At 62.4% G+C, this 24,877-nt stretch carries 25 protein-coding genes; 11 read left to right on the top strand and 14 right to left on the bottom strand.

Annotation, left to right across the window (positions count from 1 at the left end; translation table 11 throughout):
• On the bottom strand, positions 1 to 771 hold the full coding sequence (locus P9250_RS01995; protein WP_250469629.1) for an SDR family NAD(P)-dependent oxidoreductase: 771 nt from the start codon (positions 769 to 771) through the stop codon (positions 1 to 3).
• Between the two features lie 122 nt (positions 772 to 893).
• On the opposite strand from P9250_RS01995, the gene P9250_RS01990 reads away from it, so the two are divergent.
• The gene (locus P9250_RS01990) at positions 894 to 2,456 is read left to right on the top strand and encodes an FGGY-family carbohydrate kinase (protein ID WP_310390834.1); all 1,563 of its coding nucleotides are present in this window, start codon (positions 894 to 896) and stop codon (positions 2,454 to 2,456) included.
• Between the two features lie 29 nt (positions 2,457 to 2,485).
• Here P9250_RS01990 and P9250_RS01985 read toward each other — a convergent pair whose 3' ends face one another.
• The 10 genes from P9250_RS01985 to P9250_RS01940 all read right to left on the bottom strand — a co-directional run bounded on the left by P9250_RS01985 (position 2,486) and on the right by P9250_RS01940 (position 11,863).
• Positions 2,486 to 3,310 (bottom strand): amidohydrolase, encoded by an 825-nt coding sequence (locus tag P9250_RS01985; RefSeq protein ID WP_250494868.1) that lies wholly within the window; start codon positions 3,308 to 3,310, stop codon positions 2,486 to 2,488.
• 29 nt (positions 3,311 to 3,339) lie between these two features.
• Positions 3,340 to 4,641 carry an aspartate aminotransferase family protein gene (locus tag P9250_RS01980; protein ID WP_309846028.1) on the bottom strand — a complete coding sequence of 434 codons (1,302 nt, stop codon included), beginning with the start codon at positions 4,639 to 4,641 and terminating at the stop codon, positions 3,340 to 3,342.
• Between the two features lie 71 nt (positions 4,642 to 4,712).
• Complete coding sequence (locus P9250_RS01975) at positions 4,713 to 6,197, bottom strand: amidase family protein (protein WP_310390833.1); 1,485 nt, start codon at positions 6,195 to 6,197, stop codon at positions 4,713 to 4,715.
• 6 nt (positions 6,198 to 6,203) lie between these two features.
• Positions 6,204 to 6,866 (bottom strand): GntR family transcriptional regulator, encoded by a 663-nt coding sequence (locus P9250_RS01970; protein WP_250469624.1) that lies wholly within the window; start codon positions 6,864 to 6,866, stop codon positions 6,204 to 6,206.
• A 23-nt stretch (positions 6,867 to 6,889) separates the two neighbouring features.
• Positions 6,890 to 8,200: an amidase gene (locus tag P9250_RS01965; RefSeq protein WP_310390832.1), complete on the bottom strand. Its 1,311-nt coding sequence runs from the start codon at positions 8,198 to 8,200 to the stop codon at positions 6,890 to 6,892.
• 3 nt (positions 8,201 to 8,203) lie between these two features.
• Positions 8,204 to 9,184 carry an ABC transporter substrate-binding protein gene (locus P9250_RS01960; protein WP_250494863.1) on the bottom strand — a complete coding sequence of 327 codons (981 nt, stop codon included), beginning with the start codon at positions 9,182 to 9,184 and terminating at the stop codon, positions 8,204 to 8,206.
• Positions 9,181 to 9,993 (bottom strand): ABC transporter permease, encoded by an 813-nt coding sequence (locus P9250_RS01955; RefSeq protein WP_310390831.1) that lies wholly within the window; start codon positions 9,991 to 9,993, stop codon positions 9,181 to 9,183. The genes P9250_RS01960 and P9250_RS01955 overlap by 4 nt, the downstream gene beginning before the upstream one ends.
• Positions 9,986 to 10,840 (bottom strand): ABC transporter ATP-binding protein, encoded by an 855-nt coding sequence (locus P9250_RS01950; protein WP_310390830.1) that lies wholly within the window; start codon positions 10,838 to 10,840, stop codon positions 9,986 to 9,988. Before P9250_RS01950 ends, P9250_RS01955 begins: the two co-directional genes overlap by 8 nt.
• A 133-nt stretch (positions 10,841 to 10,973) precedes the next feature.
• Complete coding sequence (locus tag P9250_RS01945; protein ID WP_310390829.1) at positions 10,974 to 11,504, bottom strand: DUF1003 domain-containing protein; 531 nt, start codon at positions 11,502 to 11,504, stop codon at positions 10,974 to 10,976.
• A gap of 38 nt (positions 11,505 to 11,542) precedes the next feature.
• On the bottom strand, positions 11,543 to 11,863 hold the full coding sequence (locus P9250_RS01940) for a hypothetical protein (protein ID WP_310390828.1): 321 nt from the start codon (positions 11,861 to 11,863) through the stop codon (positions 11,543 to 11,545).
• 234 nt (positions 11,864 to 12,097) lie between these two features.
• Between P9250_RS01940 and P9250_RS01935 the strand changes: the two genes are divergently transcribed.
• The 3 genes from P9250_RS01935 (at position 12,098) to P9250_RS01925 (ending at position 14,423) form a co-directional block, all read left to right on the top strand.
• The gene (locus P9250_RS01935; protein ID WP_310390827.1) at positions 12,098 to 12,847 is read left to right on the top strand and encodes an SDR family oxidoreductase; all 750 of its coding nucleotides are present in this window, start codon (positions 12,098 to 12,100) and stop codon (positions 12,845 to 12,847) included.
• A 97-nt stretch (positions 12,848 to 12,944) separates the two neighbouring features.
• On the top strand, positions 12,945 to 13,652 hold the full coding sequence (locus tag P9250_RS01930; RefSeq protein ID WP_310390826.1) for a LysR family transcriptional regulator: 708 nt from the start codon (positions 12,945 to 12,947) through the stop codon (positions 13,650 to 13,652).
• A 441-nt stretch (positions 13,653 to 14,093) separates the two neighbouring features.
• Complete coding sequence (locus P9250_RS01925) at positions 14,094 to 14,423, top strand: YciI family protein (protein WP_310390825.1); 330 nt, start codon at positions 14,094 to 14,096, stop codon at positions 14,421 to 14,423.
• A gap of 231 nt (positions 14,424 to 14,654) precedes the next feature.
• On the opposite strand, the gene P9250_RS01920 is transcribed toward P9250_RS01925, so the two are convergent.
• The 3 genes from P9250_RS01920 to P9250_RS01910 all read right to left on the bottom strand — a co-directional run bounded on the left by P9250_RS01920 (position 14,655) and on the right by P9250_RS01910 (position 17,978).
• Positions 14,655 to 16,136 (bottom strand): FAD-dependent monooxygenase, encoded by a 1,482-nt coding sequence (locus tag P9250_RS01920; protein ID WP_310390824.1) that lies wholly within the window; start codon positions 16,134 to 16,136, stop codon positions 14,655 to 14,657.
• 317 nt (positions 16,137 to 16,453) lie between these two features.
• A complete protein-coding gene (locus tag P9250_RS01915) occupies positions 16,454 to 16,825 on the bottom strand; it encodes a YciI family protein (RefSeq protein ID WP_244831651.1) in 372 nt (123 codons plus the stop codon).
• A gap of 262 nt (positions 16,826 to 17,087) precedes the next feature.
• Complete coding sequence (locus tag P9250_RS01910; RefSeq protein ID WP_244831649.1) at positions 17,088 to 17,978, bottom strand: LysR family transcriptional regulator; 891 nt, start codon at positions 17,976 to 17,978, stop codon at positions 17,088 to 17,090.
• A gap of 116 nt (positions 17,979 to 18,094) precedes the next feature.
• Here P9250_RS01910 and P9250_RS01905 point away from each other — a divergent pair, with 116 nt between their 5' ends.
• The 7 genes from P9250_RS01905 to P9250_RS01875 all read left to right on the top strand — a co-directional run bounded on the left by P9250_RS01905 (position 18,095) and on the right by P9250_RS01875 (position 24,756).
• Positions 18,095 to 18,973 (top strand): alpha/beta hydrolase, encoded by an 879-nt coding sequence (locus tag P9250_RS01905; protein ID WP_310390823.1) that lies wholly within the window; start codon positions 18,095 to 18,097, stop codon positions 18,971 to 18,973.
• A gap of 4 nt (positions 18,974 to 18,977) precedes the next feature.
• Positions 18,978 to 20,396, top strand: coding sequence for a 3-isopropylmalate dehydratase large subunit (gene leuC, locus P9250_RS01900; RefSeq protein WP_310390822.1), 1,419 nt, complete (start codon positions 18,978 to 18,980; stop codon positions 20,394 to 20,396).
• Entirely contained in the window at positions 20,393 to 21,007 is a 615-nt protein-coding gene (leuD, locus tag P9250_RS01895) for a 3-isopropylmalate dehydratase small subunit (protein WP_310390821.1), read from the top strand. The genes leuC and leuD overlap by 4 nt, the downstream gene beginning before the upstream one ends.
• Positions 21,008 to 21,143: 136 nt before the next feature.
• A complete protein-coding gene (locus P9250_RS01890; protein WP_310390820.1) occupies positions 21,144 to 22,163 on the top strand; it encodes an alcohol dehydrogenase in 1,020 nt (339 codons plus the stop codon).
• Positions 22,164 to 22,316: 153 nt separating this feature from the next.
• Positions 22,317 to 23,372, top strand: a complete 1,056-nt coding sequence (locus P9250_RS01885; protein ID WP_250528186.1) for an aromatic ring-hydroxylating dioxygenase subunit alpha — start codon at positions 22,317 to 22,319, stop codon at positions 23,370 to 23,372.
• A 26-nt stretch (positions 23,373 to 23,398) separates the two neighbouring features.
• On the top strand, positions 23,399 to 23,569 hold the full coding sequence (locus P9250_RS01880) for a rubredoxin (protein WP_244831637.1): 171 nt from the start codon (positions 23,399 to 23,401) through the stop codon (positions 23,567 to 23,569).
• Positions 23,566 to 24,756 carry an FAD-dependent oxidoreductase gene (locus P9250_RS01875; protein WP_310390819.1) on the top strand — a complete coding sequence of 397 codons (1,191 nt, stop codon included), beginning with the start codon at positions 23,566 to 23,568 and terminating at the stop codon, positions 24,754 to 24,756. The genes P9250_RS01880 and P9250_RS01875 overlap by 4 nt, the downstream gene beginning before the upstream one ends.
• The last annotated feature ends 121 nt before the right edge of the window (positions 24,757 to 24,877 follow it).

Below are 24,877 nucleotides of genomic sequence, written 5' to 3'. Positions count from 1 at the left end.
TCACCAGATGGTGTAGCCCGCATCGGTGAGCAGGATGGTGCCGGTGATTGCGCTCGCCGCGTCCGACGCCAAAAACGCAATCGCCGATGCCACTTCCTCCGGTTCCACCATGCGGCGCATCGGCGTGTTGTCCATCCACGGTTTGAAGAAGCGCTCGTCCTTTGCCGTCACGTTCGACATGACCGTGTTGACGTAGGTCGGCGCGACGCAATTGACGCGCACGTTGCGCTCCGCCCATTCGCCCGCGAGCGACTTCGTCAGATGATGCACCGCCGCTTTCGACGCGTTGTATTGCACCTGCCGTTGCGGTTTGTTGGAGATGACGCCGGACATGGAACCCACGGTCACGATCGAGCCTTTGCCCTTGGCGAGCATATGACGCCCGAACGCGCGGCACGTCCAGAACGTGCCGTTGAGATTGGTGTCGATCACCTTGAGCCACGCTTCGTTGCTCATCTCCTCGGCGGGCGTGTCGGGCCACGCAATGCCTGCGTTGGCGACGAGTACATCGACCGCTGCGCCGCCATTCAGTTCGAGCGCGACGCGGTCGCATTGATCCGGGTCGGTGACGTCGAGCACCACGCCGTTGGCATCGACGCCGGCCGCGCGCAGCTTGTCGACGGCTTCGCTCACCGCATGATCCGTCAGGTCCGATACGGTCACCGCCGCGCCCGCTTCGCCTAACGCGATGGCGGTCTGAAAGCCAATGCCCCGGCTGCCGCCGGTGATGAACGCGTGCCGCCCTGCGAAGCTTTGCTTGTCCACTTTCATGCGAATCGTTCCACGGGTTGTGTTGGGATAGGGAAACGGGTTCGGCCTCATGCGCGTCGTTTCGATGACGCGCGAACCTCGCTGCACTATATTTCAATTTCTTCAACTCATGGATCGCGACGATGAGCGGTGGCTACCTGATCGGCCTGGACTACGGAACGGATTCGGCAAGAGGCGTGCTGGTGGATATCGAAAGCGGCGAGGTGTGCGCGACGCATGCGCATCGGTATCGGCATGGCACGCTCATAGACGCGCTTCCGGGCGGGTTGCCGCTGAAGGCAGGCTGGGCTTTGCAAAACGCGCCGGATTATCTCGAATGCGCCGAGGTCGTTCTCGCGGCGCTCGGACGTGGGAAGCGTATCGAGGCTATCGGCATCGGGTTCACGGCGAGTTCGCCATTGCCCGCGTCGGCGGACGGAACGCCGCTTTCCACGCGATTCCCCGACGATCCTCACGCTTACGTCAAGCTCTGGAAGCATCATTCGGCGCAGCCTTGGGCCGACGAGATTAGCCGTGAACGCGGCGTGCGTCTGACTAAGTCGGGAGGCAAGACTTCCGGCGAATGGTTGCCCGCGAAGGCGGCGCAGCTTGCCGCGGAAGCGCCCACACTTTGGGCGCAGACGGAGCGATTCATCGAGGCGGGCGACTGGCTCGCGTGGCAGCTCACCGGAACGGAGGCGCGAAGCTCCGATATGGCGCGCTACAAGGCCCACTATTCGGATGCGGGTTATCCACCCCTCGGCGTCGATGGACTCGCCACGCGATCGAGCGCGCCGAAGCGTATCGGATCGTCGGCGGGAACGGTGCGGCGCGAGTGGATCGAGCGCACGGGCATGCTAGGCGAACCGGCCGTGGCGGTCGCGGCTATCGATTCGCACGTGATTCTTCCCGCGCTCGGCGCGACGCAAGCGGGCACGCTCGTCGGCGCGCTGGGGACATCGGCGGTGTACATGTTGCTCGATGACACCGAGCGTCCCTTGCCCGACGGTATCGAAGGCGTGGCGAAGGATGCGGCGCTTCCCGGTCTATGGTGCTACGAAGCAGGGCAGGCCGGTTTCGGCGATGCGCTCGCGTGGTTCGTCAAAACCGCGCCGCTGGCGGAGGACTTGCCAGCGAACTTCTCGGCGTACAACGCGAGCGCGGCGCGTTTGCGGCCGGGTGGGTCGGGGCTCCTCGCGCTCGACTGGTGGAACGGCTGCCGCGTGCCGCTTTCCGACCCGCAGGTGAGCGGCATGCTGCTTGGCTTGCGCACGACCACGACACGCGCGGAGATTTATCGGGCGATGATGGAATCGCTGTGCTTCGGCGCACGCACGATCATCGAGCTGATGCAGAGCGAGGGCGCGCCGGTCACGCGGACCATCCTCGCGAGCGGCTTGAGCGAGAACAATCGCTTCCTGCTCCAGTTGATGGCGGACGTGCTCGGCAAGCCGGTCTCGGTGCCCGACATGCACAACGCAACGGCGGTCGGCGCCGCGATTCATGGCGCCGTGGCGGCGGGCGTGGTGCGGGATTTCACGGACGGTGCGGCTCGCTTCGGCGCGCGGGCGTTTCAGCATTTCGAACCGGACGCCGCGTCGGCGGATGTTTATGAAGCGTTGTTCGAGCAGTATCGGATGCTTGCCTCGCGTGCGGAATTGCGGGAGGCCATGCACGCGGTTTCGCGGCTTGCGTTACCTCGGTGATTCGATTCAATGCGTTCGGGCGCACGCTTTCAAAAGCCAAATAGCCGACGCGGCGTCTCCCACTGAATCTGCCGCCGGACCTGCGCGTCCGGGACGATCTTCTCGAAGAGCGCAAGCAGCGGCCCATAATCCATCCGCTCTGACGCGCGCAAGAACGGCCAGTCGGAGCCCCAAATGCAATGCTCCGGTCCGAATGCGCGCAACAACGCGTGAGCGTAGGGCCACACGTCCTCATACGGATAGGCTTCGTGCGCATACTTTTGCCAGCCCGACAATTTGACCGTCGCGCGCCCGGTCTCTGCGAGCCGAAGCACCGCCTGAAAGCCTTTCTGATCGATGCCATCCGCGCTATCGGGCCGGCCGGCATGATCGATCAAGACATTCACCGGTTGCCGCGCGAGCCAGGGCTCGAGCGTCGCCATCTGATCGCCAACCACCTGAATCTGCGCGAACATCTCGAGGTCCGCGAGCGACGCGAAAAGCTCGCCTGCATTCAGCACGAGTTCGACACCTTCCATCGCCGGGTTGAACGCGACGCCGACCACGCCCGCATTGCGCAGCGCAGTCAGTTCGCTTCGGCCGATGTCGTTATCCACCACCGCAATGCCGCGAAACCGCGCCGGGTAAGTCTGCAACGCGTCGACGAGACAACGGTTGTCGGTCCGGTAGCCGCTCGTCGGGCCAACCAGCAGCGCATGACGCACGCCGTAGGCATCCATTACGCGAATCAGTTGCGCGGCGGTGCCGAGTTCCTGACCTTCAGGGCGATACGGCGTGTCGTCGCGATACGGAAAGCGCGCAGGATCGAAGATATGGCAATGACAGTCGATCCTGTCTTCATCGAAAAGGCTCATGGGTTGATCCGGTTGGAAGATTGACCCGCTCAGAGCGAGCGCTGAATGGCTTGTCCGAGCAAATCGAGACCGAGGTCGATCTCTTCCTCGCGCACGGTCAGCGGCGGCGCAATGCGGAACACGCCGCCCATGCCCGGCAACTGCACGATATTCATGCTGAGGCCGAGATTCATGCACTCGCGCGTGATCTTCGCGCCGAGGCCGTCATCGGGCTCCTTGGTGCGGCGATCCTTGACGATCTCCACGCCGAGCAGAAGACCGCGTCCGCGAACATCGCCGATACAGTCGAAGCGTTCCATCAGATTTTGCAAGCCGCGCCTGAGTCTTTCGCCCATGATGTTCGCACGCGCGACGAGTCCTTCGCGCTCGACGACGTCCAGCACGCGCAGACCGACGGCGGCGGGGAGCGGATCGGACACGTGCGTCGTATAGAAGAGATAGCCGAGTTCGTGCGCGCGCTCCTCGATGGCCGCCGACGTGACGATGGCCGCGAGCGGCAGCCCCGCGCCGAGTGTCTTAGACAAGGTGAGAATGTCGGGCGTGACGCCGTCGCGCTGGCACGCGAACATGTTGCCCGTGCGGCCGATGCCCGTTTGCGCTTCGTCGAGAATCAGCAGCATGCCGCGCTCCTCGCACTTGCGCTTGAGCGCTGCCATGTAACCTTCGGGCAATTCGATGATGCCGCCCGAACTCAGGATCGGCTCCGCGATGAACGCGGCGAGATTGCCGCTCGACTGCCGGTCGATGAGCGCGAACGCGTAGTCCAGTTCCGCGAGGTGATCGTAGGCGCCGTTGCGCTCGAACTGCGGCCGGTAAGTGAACGGAGCCGGAATCGCGAACGAGCCGACCGCAGCCGGGCCCACGCCCTTGCGGCCCGCGCTGTAGGTCGCGGCGGCCGCGTGCCCGGTCATGCCGTGCCACGACTGCGCGAAGCCGACGACCTCATAACCGCCGGTGACGAGCTTCGCCATGCGGATAGCTGCTTCGTTCGACTCGGCGCCCGTGCTGAGCAACAGCGCGCGGTCGAGGCCTTCGGGCGTGATGTCGGCGAGGCGCGTCGCCAGATCGACGACAGGCCGCGAAAGCATCCCGCTGAAGAGATGGTCGAGCTTGCCGGCGTATTCGCTGATGACCGCGACGATCTCGGGATGGCTGTGGCCGAGCACCGCGCTCATCTGTCCCGAGGTGAAGTCGAGAATGGGACGATCATCCGCGTCGTAGACGAAGCTGCCCTTCGCACGTTCGATGATCATGGGTTCGAACGTGCCGCCGTAGCGGATCAGATGCTGCTTCGCGTTGCGCCAAAACGTTGCGTCGTTATTCCGGGACACCGTGCATCTCCTCGCGAATGGGAAGAACCTGCAGTCTAGACGACGCTTCGCGAATCGCCCACACCTTCCCTTCAGACGATGACAGGCGGATGCGTCACGATCGACTTCAGTTGCGGCACCGGCGCGCGCAAGGCGCTCAAGTCGGGCGTCGGGCGCTCGAGCGATTCGTCCCCGGCAAACGCGGTTTCGAGTGCTTCGGCGATATCGAGCACGCGCGCGTCGCCACGCAGCGCGCCGACCAGTTGCAGACCGAAGGGCATGCCCGCGTGATCCATTCCGCAAGGCAACGAGAGCGCGGGATTGGTCATCATCGAGATGACGTATGTGAGTCCGAGCCAGCGATAGTACGTGTCGAGCGGCCGGCCGTTGATCGCTTCCAGATGCCATTGCGACCATGGAAATGGCGTAATGGAAGTGGTCGGCGACACGATCACGTCATACCGTTGCACATGTTCCTGAAAGCGCCGGTACAAACAGGTCTGCGTGACGTGCGCGCCCACGACATCGGCGAGCGTCATCTTCACGCCCATTTCGTAGTTCGCGCGCGTGTTCGGGCCGAGCAGCGACCGATCGCGCTCATAGGCTTCGCGAAACTGCGCGACGAAGTTCTGCGCGCGGATCACGTCGAAGCAGCGGTCGCTGTCACGCATGTCGATATCGACCGGCTCGCACACCGCGACATGCCGCGCGACGGCTGCCATTTTCTTGCGAAAGGTGGCGCGCGTGGCGTCGTCGAGCGCGCAGGTGCCGAAGTCCTCCGTGAAGCCGATGCGCAACGTAGCGGCATCGATTGGACAATGCTTCGTGAAGGTATCGGCATCGACTTCGTAGGAAAGCGGATCGCGCGCATCGAAGCCCGCTTGCGCGGCGAGCAACAGACGCGTGTCGGCGACGGTACGCGCCATTGGTCCACTGACGGTGATGGGCGCCCAGCCCAGGTCCTTGCGATCGCCAGGCACGAGTCCCGGCGATGGCCGAAAGCCCACGACGCCGCAATACGCAGCCGGAATGCGCAACGAGCCGCCGGTGTCCGAGCCCGTGCACAGCGGCAACATGCCGGTGGCAAGCGCAACTGCCGACCCGCCCGACGATCCTCCCGCGTTGAGCAACGGCGCGAAGGGGTTGCCGGTTGCGCCCCACACGACGTTGCGCGTGTTCGCGCCCGCGCCCATTTCCGGCGTATTGGTCTTGGCCGTGACGATGGCGCCTGCCGCGCGAATGCGCGCGACCATGGCGTTGTCGGCCTCGGGCACGTGGTCGCGATACATCGCCGAGCCATATGTCGTGAGCACGCCCGCGGTCTCTTCGAGGTCTTTCACGCCGATGGGCAGACCATGCAGCAAGCCCGGCGCTTCGCCGCGCATGAGCGCGTGTTCCGCGTGCCGTGCCTCGATGCGTGCGCGCTCGAAGCAGATCGCGGCCATCGCATTGACCGAAGGGTTGAGGGCCTCGATACGCGCAATGCTCGCATCGAGTAATTCCACCGGCGAGATTTCGCGAGTGGCGATGAGCCTGCGTGCATCGACAGCGGAAAGAGAAGCGAGCGTGTCATCCATGATCGATCAGGCCGCCGCTTGGGCGAAAGATTGTTCGACGCACGCGGCTATGGCATTGCGCGTGTTTTCGAGGTGCGCGCGTGTCTGCTCGTGCACGGCGCGGCCATCGCGCGCGCGGTAGGCATGCAGCAAGCCCGCATGCTCGTGATTATTGCTGTCCATGATATCGCCCTTGACGTACATCGACAGCGACACATAAGGCCGTGCGACGAGCGACAACCCTTCGACCAGATCGAAGAGGCGCGTGCCTGTTTCGCTCGCCATCAGATGCTGATGGAACTCTTCGTTGAGAATGGCCCAGGTCTCGGAAGAGGTCGTCGCGCACATTGTCTGATGCACGGCTTCGGCGGCGGCAAGACTCGTTTCGCTTGCGTTGGCGCAGGCACGTTCGGCGAGCATCGGTTCGAGCACCATGCGCAGTTCGTAGATCTCGGTGACATCGGCGGCGGTGAGCTCACGCGTGACGACACCCTTGTTCGGATCGATAGCGACGAGCCCTTCGGCGCGCAAGTCGCGAAACGCCTCGCGCACAGGCGTCGTGCTGACGTTGAGCCGCTTGGCAACTTCCTCCTGGCGAAGCCGCGTGTTCGGCGGATAAATACCCTGCAAGATTTCCGCGCGCAGCGTGCCGAGAACATATTGCGCGATGGTGCGAAATGGCTGGCTCAACGTCGTCTCCTTGATTTGTGTGTTCAGTCGGGCAGCGCGCGTCGCTCGAACCCGAGCATGCCTTCGACCCATGCAGCGATGCGGAGCAGCTTCAGATCGTCGCCATATCCGCCGACGAGTTGCAAGCCGAGCGGCAAGCCCGGGTCGGCCCAACCGGACGGCACCGTGACGGCGGGCGCACCCATCAAACTCCACGGCGCGCAGAAGCGTGCGTCGCCCGTATCGCCCAGACCTTCGGGCGCCGCGCCGCTCGATGGCAAGGTCACGAGCGCGTCGTAACCTTCGAGCAATTGCTGCGAACGCACGCGCAGTTCGGCTTGCAACAGCAACGCGTCCTGATAGCGTGTGAGCGGCATGGCGGCACCCTCGGCAAGCAATGCGCGCATGTGCTCGCTGATCAGTTCGGGCTTGCGCGCGGCCGCGTCGCCAATAGCGCGATACGCTTCGATCGCGAGTATCGTCAGCGTGGCTTCGCGCATCTGTTGCAGGTCCGCGCCGTAGTCCAGTTCGACGATACGCGCGCCGCCTTCGCGCAGACGTTGCAGCGATGCCTCGAAGCTCGCGCGTTGATGCGGCGCGATCAGTTGGTCCCAGAATGGCGTGCGTACGACGCCAAGCCGGGGCGCTCCGTTGCCGCCATCGAAATAGGCGCGCCAGGAGGCTTTGTCGGCGATGGTCTCGGGCGCGGCATCGACGAAAAGCGCATGGGCTACCGCGACATCTTCCGCCGAGCGCGCGAAGAAGCCGATGTGATCGAGCGAAGCCGCAAGCGGATGCACGCCTTCGGTCGCGATCTTGCGATACGTGGGCTTGTAGCCGACCACGCCGCAGTAAGCAGCCGGACGAATGACCGAGCCGACCGTCTGCGTGCCGATGGCAAGTGGCACGATGCCCGCTGCCACCGCCGCCGCCGAGCCGCTCGACGAACCGCCCGGCGTATGCGCGCGGTTCCACGGATTGACCGTCGCGGCGGGACCGCGCCAGGCGAACTCCGTCGTCGCGGTCTTGCCGAAGACGATGCCGCCGAGCGCGCGAATGGAAGCGACGATGCGCGCGTCATGAACCGGCCGATGGCCGCTGTAAATCGCCGAACCATAGGACGTGGGCATGTCGTGCGTATCGGCGAGATCCTTCACGCCGATTGGCACGCCCGCAAGCGGGGCCGTTACGGCATCGCGCACGCTGTAGACATCCGGACGATGCACGAAGGCGCGCAGCCACGGATCGAGCAAGTCGGCGCGCGCCTGCGCCTCTTGCAAGGTGGCGCGCACCGCCGCTTCGTCGTGGCGATTGGCGAAGAGAGTCGCGAGCAATGAGCGAGGCTGATCGGTCATCGCTTACTTGGCCTTTACCGAAGCAGCCGCGAACGAGTTGTCGACGCCGCCCGCATAGGTAATCGCGCCGGGCTTGATGTTGCCGATGGATTCCTGCAACGCGAGCGCGTTCTTGAACGCCTGTTCCGATATTTCAGGCGTGGGTGCGTAGATGTTCTGATCGATCAGACGCTGTACCGCCGAATCCACGATCTTCGGGTCGAGCGACGGGAACTCCGTGCGCGCCACGGCCTTGGCCGTATCGTGCGATTGCTGAATCAGCGCTTCGGCTTCGCCTATCGACTTCACGAAGGCCTCCACCATCTTCGGCTTGTTCTTGATCGTGGACGTAAGCGTGTCGAGGGTCGAGAACGCATAGCCGCCCGGATAAGCCTTCGGAAACGCATACACGATGCGATAGCCTTGCGAGATGCCGGTTTCCGCTTGCGGCATGTACAGCGCTGCCGCTTCCGAACGTCCCGCCGTGACAGGCGCGAGTTCGGTGCCGATCTGCACGGTATTCATCTTCACGTCGGCAAGCTTTTCGTCGTTGATGAGCCGTTGCAGCAGGTATGTGCTCGTAGAAGGCGGCAAGGCCGTGGCGACGCTCTTGCCGTTCAAGTCCTTCAGATTCCTGACCGGCGAATCCTGCGGCGCGATCACCCACACCGGCACGCCGGCCACGACGTTGGCCACGTTGATGAGCGACGCGCCCTTTAGGTTTGCAAGCATCGCGGTCATCGGGTCTTGCAACGAGAAGTCCGCGTGACCGCCGATCACCGCCGCCACGCCCGCTGCACCGCTACCCGCCGTGATTTTCTGCACGGTGAGGCCGTTCTTCGTGAAGATGCCCTTGTCGATGGCGACATAGAGCGGCAAGTATTGAATCGACTGGAATGCCTGATAGACGACGACCGGTTCGGACGATTGCGCCTGTGCGCCTTGCAATCCAAAGACGGCCATGCAGGCAGCCGCGACACCCGTGAGCAGAACGTTTTTCTTCATTTTCTCTTCCATGAAATGATCTTTGCTTCAGCAAATTGAACGATCCAGCTAAGAACCGATGCCATCAAGGTCAGCACGATGATGCCGAGCCAGACGGTGTTCAGATCGAAGAGCGAGCCCGCGACGAACACGGCGTGCCCGAGCCCCGCCTGCGACGCGATGTACTCGCCGACCACGGCGCCGATCAGCGCGAAGCCGATGTTCACGCGCAGTGTCGAGAAGATCCACGGCAACGCGCTCGGCACGATGAGCTTCATGAAGATCATCGAGCGCCGCGCCTTGAACGAGCGGAAGAGGTTGAGCAAATCGCGATCGACTTCGCGCGCGGCGGCGCATGAAGAGATCATCGCGACGGCGAAAGTGGAGATCGCCGCGAGCCAGATTTTCGACGACGCGTCCGAGCCGAACCAGATGACGATGAGCGGCCCGAGCGCGATCTTCGGAATGCTGTTGAGGATGACCGAGAGGCCTTCGGCGACGCCCGAGATCGCGGGCAGGAACCACAGCAGCAAACCGAGCCCGATCCCAAGCGCACTGCCTATGGCAAGACCCGCGAGCGTCTCGTAGAGCGTGACCCAGGCATCGGATGCGAGCGTGCCTTGCGACAGCCCGAACACGGCGGCGTCGTAGATGCCGGCGGGTGAGCCGAGCAGCTTGCCGTTGATCCAGCCCGAGGCGACGGCGAATTGCCACAACGCCACCAGCAACACGACGATGCCGATCACGGCGCCAGTCGTGCCGAGCTTGCGCGGCGCGCGGCGCGTGGTCTTTCCGGGCGTGACGGTGGTGGACAGCACGGCTTCACTCATGTGCGGCTCCTTGTGGTGTACGTGAGTCGGATTGCACGGTGGCGCCGCTGCGCAAGCCGTTCCAGACGCGCGCGTGATAGGCGCGGAACTCGGGCGCTTCGCGCGCGGAGACGGCGGTGCGCGGGCCGTGCGTGCTCAGCGTGATGTCGATTTCGTCCTGCACGCGTGCGGGGCGCCCGCCGAGCAGGATCACGCGGTCGCTCATGGCAATGGCTTCCTCGATGTCGTGCGTGACGAGCACCACGCTCGTGCCGGTTTGCTCGCGCAGCGCGATGATGTCGTCTTCGAGCGCGAGGCGCGTCTCGTAGTCGAGCGCGGAGAAGGGCTCGTCGAGCAATACGAGCGTCGGCTCGACGAGCAGCGTGCGAGTGAGCGCCACGCGTTGACGCATGCCGCCCGACAGCGAATGCGGATATGCGTCGGCGACGCTTGCAAGACCGTAGCGCGCGAGCATGTCGCGAGCGCGAGTCATGTCGTCGGGCCGCACCTTGCGATACAGTTCGACGCCGAGCAGCGCGTTTTGCAGCACGGTGCGCCACGGCATCATCAGGTCTTTTTGCAGCATATAAGCGATGCGTCCGGGCGACCCGTCGGCGCGCGCGCCTATCGCTATGTGGCCGGATTGCGGCGTCAGCAGGCCCGAAACCAGGTTGAAGAGCGTGCTCTTGCCCGCGCCGCTGCGCCCGACGATAGACACGATCTCGCCTTCGCGCACGGCGAAGTCCAGGCGGTCGAAGATGGTGGTGCTCACGCCGTCGGCGGTCTGGAATGCGTGACTCAACTGGCGCACGTGCAGCCGATTCGCGTCGGGCGACGCCGCACGCGCGGGTGCTTCGGTGGGGTTCATCTTCAATCCTCGCGAGTCGTCGGTTATTGCGATGCACAACACATAATGCACAATCAAAAATGACGGTAGGGGTTTGTCAAAATTGACGAGCGTGTGAAAAGCAAGCAGGCGAACGCGCGGGAATCGGGTTGCTTCAGAAGTGCCGGGTTGGTGTCAGATGCTCGTGAAGCTCGCGTGTCAAGGTTTCGATGCGCTCGGCCAACTGGCGCGTAAGCTCGGTGAGTTCGGTGTTGCGTCGAAGGAGTTCGGCCATCTGCGACGTCTCGCGCGCAAGCTCGGTTTCACGTTGCTGGCACGCGAGCGCGATATCTTCGCGATGATGCGCGTCGGCTTCAGCGAGCGCCTTGTCGCGATCGGCCTGACGCGTTTGTGCAAGCAAGATGAGCGGCGCGGCATAAGCGGCCTGCAAGCTGAACGCGAGGTTCAGGAGAATGAACGGATACGGATCGAAGCGCGATATGCCGAGCATGTTCGCCACGATCCAGCCGCCCACGATCAGCGTCTGCGCGATGAGAAACGTGGGCGTGCCGAAGAAGCGCGCGAAGGCTTCGGCCTTCAATGCGAACCAGTCGTTGCCGAACACGCTCGACAGATGCGCGTGGGGTGCGTGAAAGCGCATAGGATGCCTTGCTTCCTCGGGCGCGGGTTCGGTTGCGTGAGCCATGTTTCCTTGCCGATGGGTTGGTGCAGGCGCTTGCCGTATCAACTGCCGTTATCCGACCAGCCGATGCTGACGATGGGGAAAATATCCGTCGGCGTACGGACGATCGCGACCGAGCCGAGAATGACAAGCAGCACGGCGAGCACGATGTAAGTGTGCGGTCTTTTCAAGGCGAGTCGGACGATCCACATGACGGTTTCCAATGGTTTCGAGTGACGCACTGGCGCGCCGGCGTGCGGTTGGGTTGAATGGAGCTTAGGGCTTTCGAAGGCGGCGGTTTCCGTAAGGCGCACGGTCGTTGCCGATTCGCACGGTGGTCGCGCGTTGGAGGTTTTTGTGAGCGGCGGTCGGCTGCTTTCCATGCGCTCGTGTTCGATCGGCCCCGATGCGCGGGCGGAAACCGTCGAGATTCGTCCAACTCAAAACATAGGCCCTTGCCGTCCTTCGAGTCTTCCTGAACCTCATGCATGCGCGGCATACATGCTATGCCGCCGCGCCCTCTGTTCATCCATGCCCGCCAACTCCATTCTCTTGCCTCGGCTTGTCGCGAAGCTAGCTTCGCGTCGAGCACCATCCACGTCATGCGGAGAATCATCATGGGTAAGCTTCAAGGCAAGATTGCGGTCATCACGGGCGGAAGTAGCGGGATTGGACTCGCAACCGCAAAGCGGTTCGTCGCGGAAGGCGCGTATGTCTTCATTACGGGGCGTCGTCAAACTGAACTCGACAAGGCGAAGACTGTCATCGGCTCGAACGTAACGGCTGTTCAGGGCGACATCTCGAGTCTTGAAGATCTCGACCGCCTCTACGAGACGGTGCGACGCGCGAAAGGCGGCCTGGACATCGTCGTCGCGAGTGCGGGGTTTGTCGAGGTGTTGCCAACAGAGTCCGTGACACCCGAACACTTCGACAAGACCTTCGGCATCAACGCACGGGGCACGTTCTTCACGGTGCAAAAGGCGCTGCCGCTGCTGCGCGATAACGGCTCCATCGTCATCGTTTCTTCCGGGATGCACATCAAGGGATTCCCGGACTTCGGCGTATATGCCGCAACGAAGGCGGCGATCCGCTCGTTCACGCGGACTTGGGCATCGGAATTTAAAGGCCGCAGCATTCGCGTCAACACGCTGAGTCCGGGAATGATCGAAACGCCGATCGTAGACGGCCTGTTCAGTTCGAAGGAAGAGGCGGACAGCGCACGAGCAATGTTCAAGCAGATCACGCCACTGGGCCGAATCGGCCGCGCTGACGAGATGGCCGCGGCGGCGCTGTTCCTCGCCTCGGACGAAAGCAGCTACAGCACAGGCATCGATCTGATCGCGGACGGAGGAATCACCCAGCTATAAACTGCATGCCATAAGCCGTGCTGATGCCTTGCGTTTCTCGTTCGTCCCGCGGCGTTTATATCGTAGGAGGAAAGTTGCAGTGGATCGAATCGATGTCATGCGGCTCTTCATCCGTGTTGCCGACACTGGCAACTTCTCGAAGGCGGCGCGTGCGGCCGGAATCAGTCAGCCAACGGCAAGCAAGACGATTGCGGGTCTCGAAGCACGGCTCGGCGCGCAACTGTTGCGCCGAAGCTCGCGAGGCCTGGGCCTGACAGAGGCTGGCCAAAGCTTCTACGAAGGTGCGGTTGCGATCGTCGAGAGCGTGGACGATGTCGAGGCTCGCGTCGGCAGTGGCGAAGCGTCGCCGTCCGGCATGGTGCGGGTGGCCCTGTCTCCAGCCTTCGGGCGTATGTGCATTGTTCCGCACCTGCCGCGCTTTTGCGCTCAGTTCCCGGACGTCCGCGTCGAGTTCACGGTTGCGCAGCGCTACATCAATCTGATTGAAGAAGGCATCGACGTCGCCATACGAATTGGTCCGCTGAGCGACTCGACTCAAATTGCGCGTCGAATTGGCAGCACCGAGTACCTTACTGTCGCTTCGCCGGCTTATACCGAACGCATGGGCGTGCCAAAGACGGTAGATGATCTCGTCAACCACGAATGCATTGCTCTGATGTCTCGCGACTCCCCGCGAGTCTGGCCGTTTGCCGGCCCCGACGGCGCGATGGAACACGTGCCGCAAGGTCCAGTAAGAAGCAACGACGCCGAATATGTTCGAGCGGCGGTAATTGCGGGCTTGGGCATTGGGCATAACGCGGGCTAGCTTTATTCGCGGGACGTCGAGGAGGGCAGGCTCGTACCGCTTCTCAAGGCATTTCGGCCCGCGCCTTTTCCGATCAACGCAGTGTGGCCCGGAAGCAGGCAGTTGCCTGGCAGGACCCGCGTTTTCATCGAATTTTTAGCGGACCTGTTCGCCGCCGATCCCCGGTTGAAGGTTCGATAACTCTCGTGTGGATAGCGCAAGCGACGCTATTCGGAGACTGAATACGTCCTATGCCAACACGCCCTCTACCGAAAGCGTCCGCGCGAGGCTATCTTTGATTTCAAGCCGCCGCGAAAGAATATACGGCGACAGGCAGATGTCGGAGTCGAGGCGTCATTCGCCGAACTCCTCCCCTTCAGGCACTTTCCGATGACTTGCTCCGGCAACGCATCACGTCTTAGTGACAAGTGCTCTTTCGAATAGCCTTCCCAGGAGTAGAAAATGGTCGATGAAAATGGTCCTCATTATTTCGTGGCGTTTCAAACGCCGGGTCCGAAGTGGATTCAAAGCGTGAAGTACAACGAGCAACCGGACTTCATGAAACACGTGGCTTATATGGCCGAGATGCAGGACAAAGGGCTGACCGTGATGAGCGGTCCGTTCATGGAGAAAGCCGGCGGTCTCTCCGGTGTTCTGGCGGACGGCGGCATGACGATCTTCAAGGCTGCTGATCTTGCGGATGCCCGAAAAATAGCAACCGATGATCCGACAGTACAGTCGGGCATGCTCAACGTCGATGTAAAAATGCTCTGGGTTCCGTTCCACAATTAGCCAACGCATTTAGCGATGCTGCCGGGCGAGCGTTGATTCGGCGTGCTTGGTGAGCAGTAACACGGTATGAGGCGGTGAATGACTGATTCGCAGCCTTTGCGAGAAGCCGGCGTTTTCGTGCAGTGTTCAGCGAACGGCTGTCAAGCAACATGCAGCCAGCTTGCCGCCACCACTCGCGGCAAGCCGTTCAATGCTGGAGAATGCTTCTCCCCCGATCAAGCGACGAATGGATCAGGCAGGAACGCCATGCCGTGCCGTCAAACGATCGAGATACGCGGCTATCGTATCTGCTTCACTAGCCGAGCAGGCGAGATATCCATCGGGCCGCACGAGCGAGATCGTGTCGGCTTGCAATGGTGGTCGGACGTTGTCGTCGAGCAGGCCCGGATAGGCGTTGATCAACTGCTTCACTGCCGCAGTCGGCGCCGCGAACAGCGCGAACACCGGCCGCACGCCTGATCCTGCTGGTGCGTGGTCGGACGTCGGCGCAACGCGTTCGCCAGGCTTCATCCCATGCACGGATGGGCCGTTGAGCGGGCTATGCGGATAGTGGACCGTCACTTCCGACATGGTTTGAGCAACGCCACGGGTGAAATGCGAGAAGCCCAAGGCAAAGTGCCCGGCAAGGTTACGCAAACGCTGTGCAATCGGGTTGCGAAGCGTGGCGACCGATGTCAGTCGTTCCGCGGCTTTCAGTACCTCGTCGCCAACCGCGCTGCGCTCCGGGCTGTAGGTGTCGAGGAGCGACTCATCCGCTTCGTTGCGCAGCACGAGTGCAAGTTTCCAGGCAAGGTTGATCGCATCCTGCATGCCAGTGTTCATGCCTTGGCCGCCAGCGGGACTGTGAATATGCGCCGCGTCGCCCGCAAGGAACGTGTGGCCGTGTCGATAGCCCGTGACCTTGCGACCGTTGATGCGAAAGCCGGACAACCATACGGGATCGTGGAGTTTGGTACCGGCCGGGCCGCGCCGGTCTACGAGCTGCTGCACTTGTGCGAGCGTTGGCGTCGGTGAAACCTTATCCGCCGTCGCCGGCAAGTCGCCGATGACGCGGTAACGGCCAGCCTGGATGGGAAAAATCAGCAAGACGCCATCCTTATGCCAGTGGACAGAAGCGTCCGTGTCAGGGCGCGGATACCCCGTCATGTGAACGTCAGCAAGGAACCAATCGCTCAGCAGCGTTTCGCCCTCGAAAGGCACGTTCAAGGCGTGTCTTACGATGCTGTGCGCGCCATCGCAACCAAGCAGCCAGTCGGCACGCACGGCCTCTTCGCGACCGTCCGGATGGCGCAACACCGCATCCGCGCCGCAGGCATCGGGCGTGATCATCGTTACTTCGACGCCGCGCTCGATAAATACGCCTTGGCTCGCCAGACGCTCCTCCAGCAAACGCTCGGTCTCGGATTGCGGCAGTGCCAGCGCATAGTTGTGCGTGCTGGGGATCATGTCCATTGCAACCCGACCGACCACCTCGTCCCGCGCCATGAAGACGACGCCGTCGATCTTGAATCCTGCGTTCACGAACGGCGCGGCGCCGCCGTCGCCCCGGTCGAGCAGTTCGAGCGTCCTGCTCCAAAGCACCATGGCTTTGGATTTATCGGTACGGTGCGGCGCCTTGTCTACGATGCGCGCGTGGACACCGTAGCGGGCGAGTTCGGAGGCGAGCGTCATGCCGACTGGACCGGCGCCAACGATCAGAACGGAAGCAGTCATATACGTCCTCTCAAAGCAAAGAATTGAGCGATTCAGTCGGAGTCTTCAGGATAGGCGCCGCGGCGCGAGTCACGAGCATGACGTCCATGTTCGCGCTTTGTCGGTCGTCCGCTATCGGTCGGGGAGCAACGGCAGGCTCCGCGCGCTAAGACCAAGAGTGCGGTGACGAAAGAGCAGTCATTGCAACGCTTACGGCAGCCTCGAGAAAAACTGAAGATGAACGAAAGTTTGACCTATAGGGAAAACGTTTTTTCCGGTCATTGTCTGCGGTAAGGGTCACGGCATTGCGGAGAAATAGCGCCGCGCAGCAGTTCAACTCATGGTGCCAGATAAAAATCCAGGGGAATAAGCTCGACGGCCCATCCGCCTTCTTCGCCCAATGTCGCGGCCGGATGCATGGACGCGATGCGCACCGCCTCGTCAGGACTATCTGCCTCGATGATGAACATGCCGCCCACGACTTCCTTCGCTTCGGTGTAAGGCCCGTCGGTAACGCGTGTCGTGCCACCAAGTGGGCGAAGCGTCTTCCAGTTTTCCAGATCGCCGAGTGAGGCGGAAACCACGACCTTGCCGGTGGCACGCATCTTCTCGTCCAATGCCGGGCATTGACTCACTAGCGCCTTGATTTCGTCCGGTGTCATCGCGGCGAACTTTTCGGGGGTGAAGTAGGCGAGGCCGAGGTATTTCATGGCAAATCCTTTTGATGAGGTTCACTGACGACGAATTTGTTGAGCGGAAATCGACAACGGCGGTGTGCCAATTGCGCTCAATCAAACCCGCTTCACCGATGAGCAAGTTCAGATGCGGTCAACAAAGCCAAGGTTCGCATCGATCGAATGACGGGGCAACCGGCCCTGGCCAGCGGGCCGATACGAATTCGGGACCCAAATTCCAAGCCGCTCTAAATCATTTGGCCGGAAGATGTGCCGCTACGGTAAGCTCAAACGACTATCACGCCCCGCGCAAATACTCCCCCAAAAATTCCACGAACGTCCTGAGCTTGACCGAAAGCTGATTGCGTTCGAGATAAATGGCGTGAATGTTCGCGTCCGGCAAAGCCCATTCATCGAGCAAGGAAACGAGCTCACCGCGCGCGAGATGTTCGTCTATCTCCCATTGCGAGCGCGTCGCGATGCCGCGACCGTCCAGCGCCCACTGCAACACCGCGCTGCCGTCGTTGCTCGATAACGAGCCATCGACCTTGACCGTCTCCGTGCGCTTGCCGCGCGAGAAATGCCACGTGCCGTAAGCCGACTCGTTTTCGCGCAACACGATGCACGCGTGACGCGCGAGATCATGCGGCGCCGATGGTCGGCCATGCCGCGCGACGTAAGCCGGCGATGCACACAAGATGCGCCGATTCGCCAGCAGCAGACGCGCGTTGATGCGCGCGTCCGGCACTTCGCCGAAGCGGATGCCGACATCGAAACCTTCTTCCTGAAGACTCACCGGACGGTCCGTCAGATGCAGGACGATCTTCATCGCCGGATAGCGCGCAATGAACTCCGACACCGCAGGCGCTATACGCGCCCGCCCGAATCCGAACGACGCGTTCACACGCAGAAGACCAGTCGGTTCGCCGCGACTTTGCGTGACGAGCTGTTCGAGTTCCGAGAGCTCATCGAGAATGCGCGAGCCGTTCGACAGGTACAACTCGCCCTCGGGCGTGAGGCTCAGACGCCGCGTCGTGCGATTCATCAGGCGCACGCCCAGACGCCGCTCCAGTTGCGCGAGCCGCTTGCTCACGGCTGGCGGCGTCACACCCAACTCGCGCGCCGCCGCAGCCAGATTGCGATGCCGCGCCACAAGCGCAAACAGGTTGAGGTCAGAAAAGCCATCCATCTCGCGTCGCTCCAAATCTGCCTGATTCGTTCCTGCCGGTTACGACCGAAATGCTTTCGAGGAAACCCAATCTCTTAAGGCATCAATTAGACTCGAATCAACGTTGGGAGACAACCATGTTCGAAGGCTTCAATGAGCTATCGATTTCCATCGATGGCATCAGGATTCACGCGATCAGGGGCGGCCAAGGCCCCGCGTTGCTGCTACTGCACGGGCATCCGCAGACGCACGCGATTTGGCACGAAGTGGCGCCGGCACTCGCCGAGCATTTCACGGTGATCGCCGCCGACTTGCGCGGCTATGGCGACAGCGACAAACCCGCAGGCGCGCCCGATCACTCGAATTATTCGAAGCGCCGCATGGCGCTCGATCAGGTCGGGCTGATGCGCGCATTGGGCCATGCGTCGTTCGCGGTCATCGGACATGACCGTGGCGGGCGTGTCGCGGCTCGCATGGCGCTGGATCATCCGGCTGTCGTGACGCGTCTGGTCACGCTCGACGTGGCGCCGACGCTCGCCATGTACGAGCAGACCTCGTTCGATTTCGCGCGTGCCTACTGGCACTGGTTCATGCTCGTGCGGCCCGCGCCGTTTCCGGAAACACTCATTCGCGCGGACCCGGACCTGTATCTCAGGCAGACCATCGGCGCGCGCAGCGCGGGTCTCGCGCCGTTCACGGCACAGGCTTACGCCGAGTATCTGCGCTGCTTGTCCGATCCCGCCACGGCGCATGGCATTTGCGAGGACTATCGCGCGAGCGTGAGCATCGACCTCGAACATGACCGCGCGACGCTGGCTTCGAACGAGCGAATTGAATGCCCATTCATGGCGCTATGGGGTTATGAGGGTGTCATCGAACAATGCTTCGATCCGCTGCGCGAATGGCGTGCTTACGCGCCGCAAGTCGAGGGCGAAGCGCTGCCTTGCGGTCACTACATTCCCGAGGAAGCGCCGGCGATCTTGCTCGAGCACGTCCTGCCCTTTCTGACGAACTAACGCCATGTCGAACCGAACCCTGTACCAGAAGCTCGTCGAATCTCACCTCGTCTCGCGTATCGACGAACAGAACGTGCTGCTCTATGTCGATCTGCATCTGATGAACGAGTACACCAGTCCGCAAGCGTTCAGCGCGCTCGATGCGCGTGGCCGCGCGGTGCGACGCCCGCATCAGCAGCTTGCGGTCGTGAGCCACATCATTCCGACGCACGCCGAGTCGCCGCGCGTGATTCGCGATGAAGCGTCGTATCTGCAGGCGCAAAACCTCGCGCGCAATTGCGAGCGCGCGGGCATCCGGCTTCTCGCGGCCAATGATCCCTTGCAGGGTATCGAACACATCGTGGCGCCGGAACTCGGGCTCATTCGTCCGGGCATGGTCGTGTTGTGCGGTGACAGTCACACCACGACATACGGCGCGCTTGGCGCGTTGGGCTTTGGAATTGGCACATCGGAAGTGGAGCATGTGCTCGCCACGCAGACGCTCGTCTATCGGCTGGCGAAAACCATGCGCATCGATATCGATGGCGCGCTGCCTTACGGCACGTCGTCCAAGGACGTGGTGATCTGGATCATCAGCCAGATCGGCGCACAAGGCGCGCGTGGCTATGCTGTCGAGTTCGGTGGTTCGACCATTGCGTCGCTGTCGGCCGAGGCGCGCATGACCTTGTGCAACATGACCGTCGAGGCGGGCGCGCGCGCCGCGCTCATCGCGCCGGATCGGACCACGTTCGACTATGTGCACGCCCATGCAAAATCACTCGATGACGCCGCCTGGCAAGCCGCACTCGCGGACTGGCGCGAACTCTACTCCGACGCAGATGCGACCTTCGATGCCGAATATCGCTTCGACGCGCATGCCATCGCACCTTTTGTCACATGGGGCACGAGTCCGGATCAGGCCGTCGCGATAGACGAGCCCATTCCCGACGAAGCCGCGCAGGCCACTCCCGAAGCGGCGGCATCGTTGCGACGTGCGCTCGATTACATGGGGCTCACGGCGAACCGTGCGTTGGCGGGAACGCCGATCGACCGTGTGTTTATCGGCTCGTGCACGAATGGGCGTATCGAAGACCTGCGCGTGGTGGCGGACATCGTGCGCGGCAAGCGCGTGGCGCCCGGCGTGCGCGCGATGATCGTGCCGGGTTCGGGCAGCGTGCGACGCGCGGCGGAGCGTGAAGGTCTGGCGAAGACGCTGATCGATGCGGGTTTCGAATGGCGCGAGCCTGGCTGCTCGATGTGCCTTGCCATGAACGACGATGTGCTGGACGCGGGCGAGCGTTGCGCATCGACCACCAACCGCAACTTCGAAGGTCGACAGGGACGTGGCGGACGCACGCATCTGATGAGCCCGGCAATGGCGGCCGCGGCCGCGATGACCGGCTGTATCACCGACGTTCGAACGCTCATGGGAGAGGCATCATGACGCGACTGACGAAGATTGCAGGCAGCGCGGCGCCGTTGTCCATCGACAACCTGGATACCGACCAGATCATGCCGAAGCAGTTTCTGCGCATTATCGACAAGGCGGGTCTAGCGGATGGTTTGCTGTACGACTTGCGTTTCGATGAAAACGGCGCGCCGCGTGGGGATTGCGTGCTCAATCGGGTGGAGTTTGCAAAGCCGCGCATTCTGATTGGCGGCGCGAATTTCGGATGTGGTTCCAGCCGGGAGCATGCGGTGTGGGGTTTGCAGCAATATGGTTTTGCTGCGGTGATTGCGCCGAGTTTCGCGGAGATTTTCTATTCGAACGCGATGAATAACCGCTTGCTGCTCGTGCAACTGGAACGCGATGTCGTCGATACGCTTGCGCGTGAAGTTACCGAGACGCCGGGTGCTGTTATTTCCATCGATCTGGAAGGGCAGACGGTGGTGTCGGCATCGGGTAAGCAATATGCGTATTCCATCGGCGCGCGTCATAAACGCATGGTGATGGAAGGAATGGATACGGTCGATTTGACGCTTCAGTCGCTGGCGCAGATCGAAGCGTTCGAGACGGCGCATTTTGAACGACGGGGATGGGCGCGGGTGATGTGAATTCATGAAGCGCGCTTTAGCAACCTCTTTCCTGAACTTTCCCCCAACTACGTATAGCATCCCCATTGCAGTGCCGAACAGCATGCACGCGGCTCGCCCAACGCCGCGAAGTTCCTCTCACACCAAGGAGCAAACGATGCCAACGATGCACGCAGTGCAAGTAGCGAAAGCCGGCGGTCCGCTCGAACTCGTGGAGCGCGGCATACCCGATCCGCCCGAAGGACACGTGCTGATCAAAGTGCAAGCCTGTGGCATCTGCCACAGCGATTCCCTCACGAAAGAAGGCCAATGGCCGGGTCTCGAGTTTCCGCGCGTACCCGGTCACGAAATTGCAGGCGTCATCGAGAAACTCGGTGCGAACGTCGAGGGATGGCAGGCCGGGCAGCGGGTCGGCGTCGGTTGGCATGGCGGGCATTGCGGGCATTGCGAAAATTGCCGTCACGGCGACTTCGTGCTTTGCAAGAACGCGCTCGTTCCCGGTATCAGCTACGACGGCGGTTACGCGGAATACATGGTGGCGCCGCAAGAAGCACTCGCGCGCATGCCCGACGATCTCTCCGATATCGACGCCGCGCCGCTTCTCTGCGCCGGCATCACGACGTTCAACGCGCTGCGCAATAGCGGCACCCGCGCGGGCGATGTCGCGGCGATCCTCGGCATCGGCGGACTCGGGCATCTCGGCGTGCAGTTCGCGCGCAAGATGGGCTTCGTCACGGTCGCCATCGCGCGCGGCAAGGACAAGGAACCGCTCGCGAAGCAACTCGGCGCGCATCACTATATCGACAGCGAATCGCAAAACGTCGGCGAAACGCTGCAAGCACTCGGCGGCGCACGCGTAATTCTCGCCACCGCCACGAGCGGCAAGGCGATGAGCGCGGCTATCGGCGGGCTCGGCATCAACGGCAAGCTGATCATGGTCGGCATCTCGCAAGAGCCCGTGGAAGTGCCCGTCGCGCAGTTCATCATGGGTCGCAACTCGGTGCAAGGCTGGCCGTCCGGCACGGCGGCGGACTCGCAGGAAACGCTCGCGTTCAGCGCTTTGTCGGGCGTGAAGCCGATGACCGAAGAGTACCCGCTCTCGCGCGCGGCCGAAGCCTACGACCGCATGATGAGCGGCAAGGCGCGTTTCAGAGTAGTGCTCATTCCTGGCAAGTGACCTCCGCCGAAGCATCGTTTCATTGACCAACGAACATAGAGTCAATGTCGCCCGAACCATTGGGCGACATGTAGCACGTCGCTATCGTAGTGTTCATGCGGTCGAATCCATCCCGGCCGCTTCAACACGATCCAGTTCCTTGGAGACACGAAAATGGCGACCCCCACCGTCGCGCCGCTGACGTTTCAGCGCGCGCCCAATCTTCCACGCAATTGCACTTTCGATCCGCACGACTGGCAAATCCTCAGCCAGTACTGGCATCCGGTCGCGTTTGCTTCGCAGGTTGCGGACAAACCGTTGAGCGTCACGCTGCTCGATGAGCCGCTCGTCGTGTTTCGTGCGAACGATGCACTCGTCGCCGCGCGCGATGTGTGTCCGCATCGCGGCGCGCCGCTGAGTCAAGGCTGGGTCGAGAACGGCCATCTCGTGTGTCCTTATCACGGCCTCGAATACGGTGCGGACGGCAAGTGCAAGCATATTCCGTCGCAGGAAGGCGGCACCATTCCCGACCGTCTGCGCCTGACCACTTACGCGGTGCAGGAAGCCTATGGCCTGATCTGGGTGTCGCTCGGCGGTGGAGAGCAAGCGCTGCCCGATTTCCCCGCATGGAACAGCGAAGGGTTCCAGCAGATCTTGCCACCTTCGATCGACATCAAGGCATCCGCGGGACGTCAGACGGAAGGCTTCATCGATGTCGCGCATTTCGCGTGGATTCATCATCGCAGCTTCGCGGACCGGCGCAATCCCGTGGTGCCGAGCTACACGGTCGAGCGGCGCGGCAACGGCATGCGCGCGGAGTATGTCAGCACCGTCAGCAACTTTCCGAAGTCGATGCAGCATCGTGCGCCCGAAGGCTTCTTGTGGCGCCGTATCTTCGAAGTGGATGTGCCGTTCTTTGCACGTCTCACTGTGCTCTTTCCCGAAGGCGGCCGGCTCTCGATTCTCAACGCCGCGAGCCCGGTATCCGCGCGTCTGACGCGTCTGTTCGTGCCGATTGCGCGCAACTTCGACAAGGATCTGCCGCTCGATGACGTCTACGAGTTCAATCGCCAGGTGTTCGAGGAAGATCGCGCGATCGTCGAATTGCAATGTCCCGAAGATCTGCCGATAGACCGCGCCGCCGAAGCGCCGATTCTCGCGGATCGTTCCTCGGGGGCATATCGCCGCGCGCTAGCCGAGATCGGTCTCGGTCAGGCTTACGTCCGCTGATCGCCATGGCGGAAACGGAGAGCATCATGAGAATCTGGGAATGCGTTATCTGCGGCTTTCGCTATGACGAAACGCTGGGCTTGCCGGAAGCGGGTCTTGCCGCGGGCACGCGCTGGGAAGACGTGCCGGACGACTGGCTCTGTCCCGATTGCGGCACGGGCAAGCAGGACTTCGAGATGCAGGAGGTGTCGGCATGAGTCACGATATGGGTCTACCGGTCGTTATCGTGGGAACGGGGCTCGCCGGTTATACGGTGGCGCGGGAGTTGCGCAAGCTCGACGCGCAAGTGCCCATCACGCTCATCAGCGAGGACGACGGCAGCTTCTATTCGAAGCCGACGCTTTCCAACGCGCTTGCCATGAACAAGGCGCCGCACGCGCTCGTCACTTTCGATGCGCGCGCCATGGGCACGCAGCTGAACGCGAGCATTTTGTCGCACAGCAAGGTGGAGCGCGTTCTCGCGGATACGCACGAACTCATCGTCGATGGACAATCTTTTCGTTACGGCAAGCTCGTGCTCGCATTGGGCGCGGATGCGCGGCGCATTCCGCTCGCGGGCGATAGCGCAGGCGACGTGCTGTCGGTGAACTCGCTCGACGACTACGTGCGCTTCAGAAAGCGGCTCGAAGGCGCGCAGTCGGTCGCGCTGCTCGGCGCGGGCCTGATCGGCTGCGAGTTCGCCAACGATCTCGCGCTCGCGAATTACAAGGTCACGCTGATCGATCCCGCGGCCACGCCGCTGTCACGGATACTGCCCGAACGCGCGGGTCATGCGTTTGCACAAGCGCTCGAACGACATGGCGTGCGGCTGCGTCTCGGGCGTTCGGTGGCAACGGTGAATCGCGCGGAACGCGGCTACGCGCTCACGCTTTCCGATGGCGAGGCAATCGATGCCGACGTCGTGTTATCGGCGATAGGTCTCGCGCCGCGCACGCAGCTCGCGGAACAAGCGGGCATCGCGATAGAAGGCGGCATACGTACGGACGCCTATTGCCGCACGAGTGCGGCCGATATTTACGCACTCGGCGATTGCGCGGCTATCGAAGGAAAAGTGCAGCCGTATGTGTTGCCGATCATGCACGCAGCACGCGCGCTTGCCCGCACGCTCGCGGGCGAGGCAACGCGCGTCGCGTTTCCGATCATGCCGGTGACGGTTAAAGCGCCCGCATCTCCAACGGTGGTCGTGCTGCCCGACGAAACCGGAACATGGCGCTATGCAAGCAACGTATCCGACGAATCGCTCGACGGTCTGCACGCGCTTTGCGAACATGCCGCCGATGGCCGGCCACTCGGATTCGCCTTGCTGGGTTCGGCCACGCAAGCCAAGGCCGCGCTTCTCAAGACGATGACATCGGGAAGTTTCGAGTCCGCTCTACAACGATAACGACGCAGCTTGCCTCTGACCGACCAGCGTCGCGCTTGCCGGTGGCTTGAAGAACCTGTCGCTTCGATGCCGCACGGTAGACGTTTCGACGCCGCAGCCAAAAAGCTTGCGGCGTCGTTTT

The organism is Caballeronia sp. LP006, assembly GCF_031450995.1.
In the GTDB taxonomy this organism is placed as follows: domain Bacteria; phylum Pseudomonadota; class Gammaproteobacteria; order Burkholderiales; family Burkholderiaceae; genus Caballeronia.
Note: the sequence above shows the minus strand (reverse complement) of the source record. Positions and strands in the feature narration are given on the sequence as shown.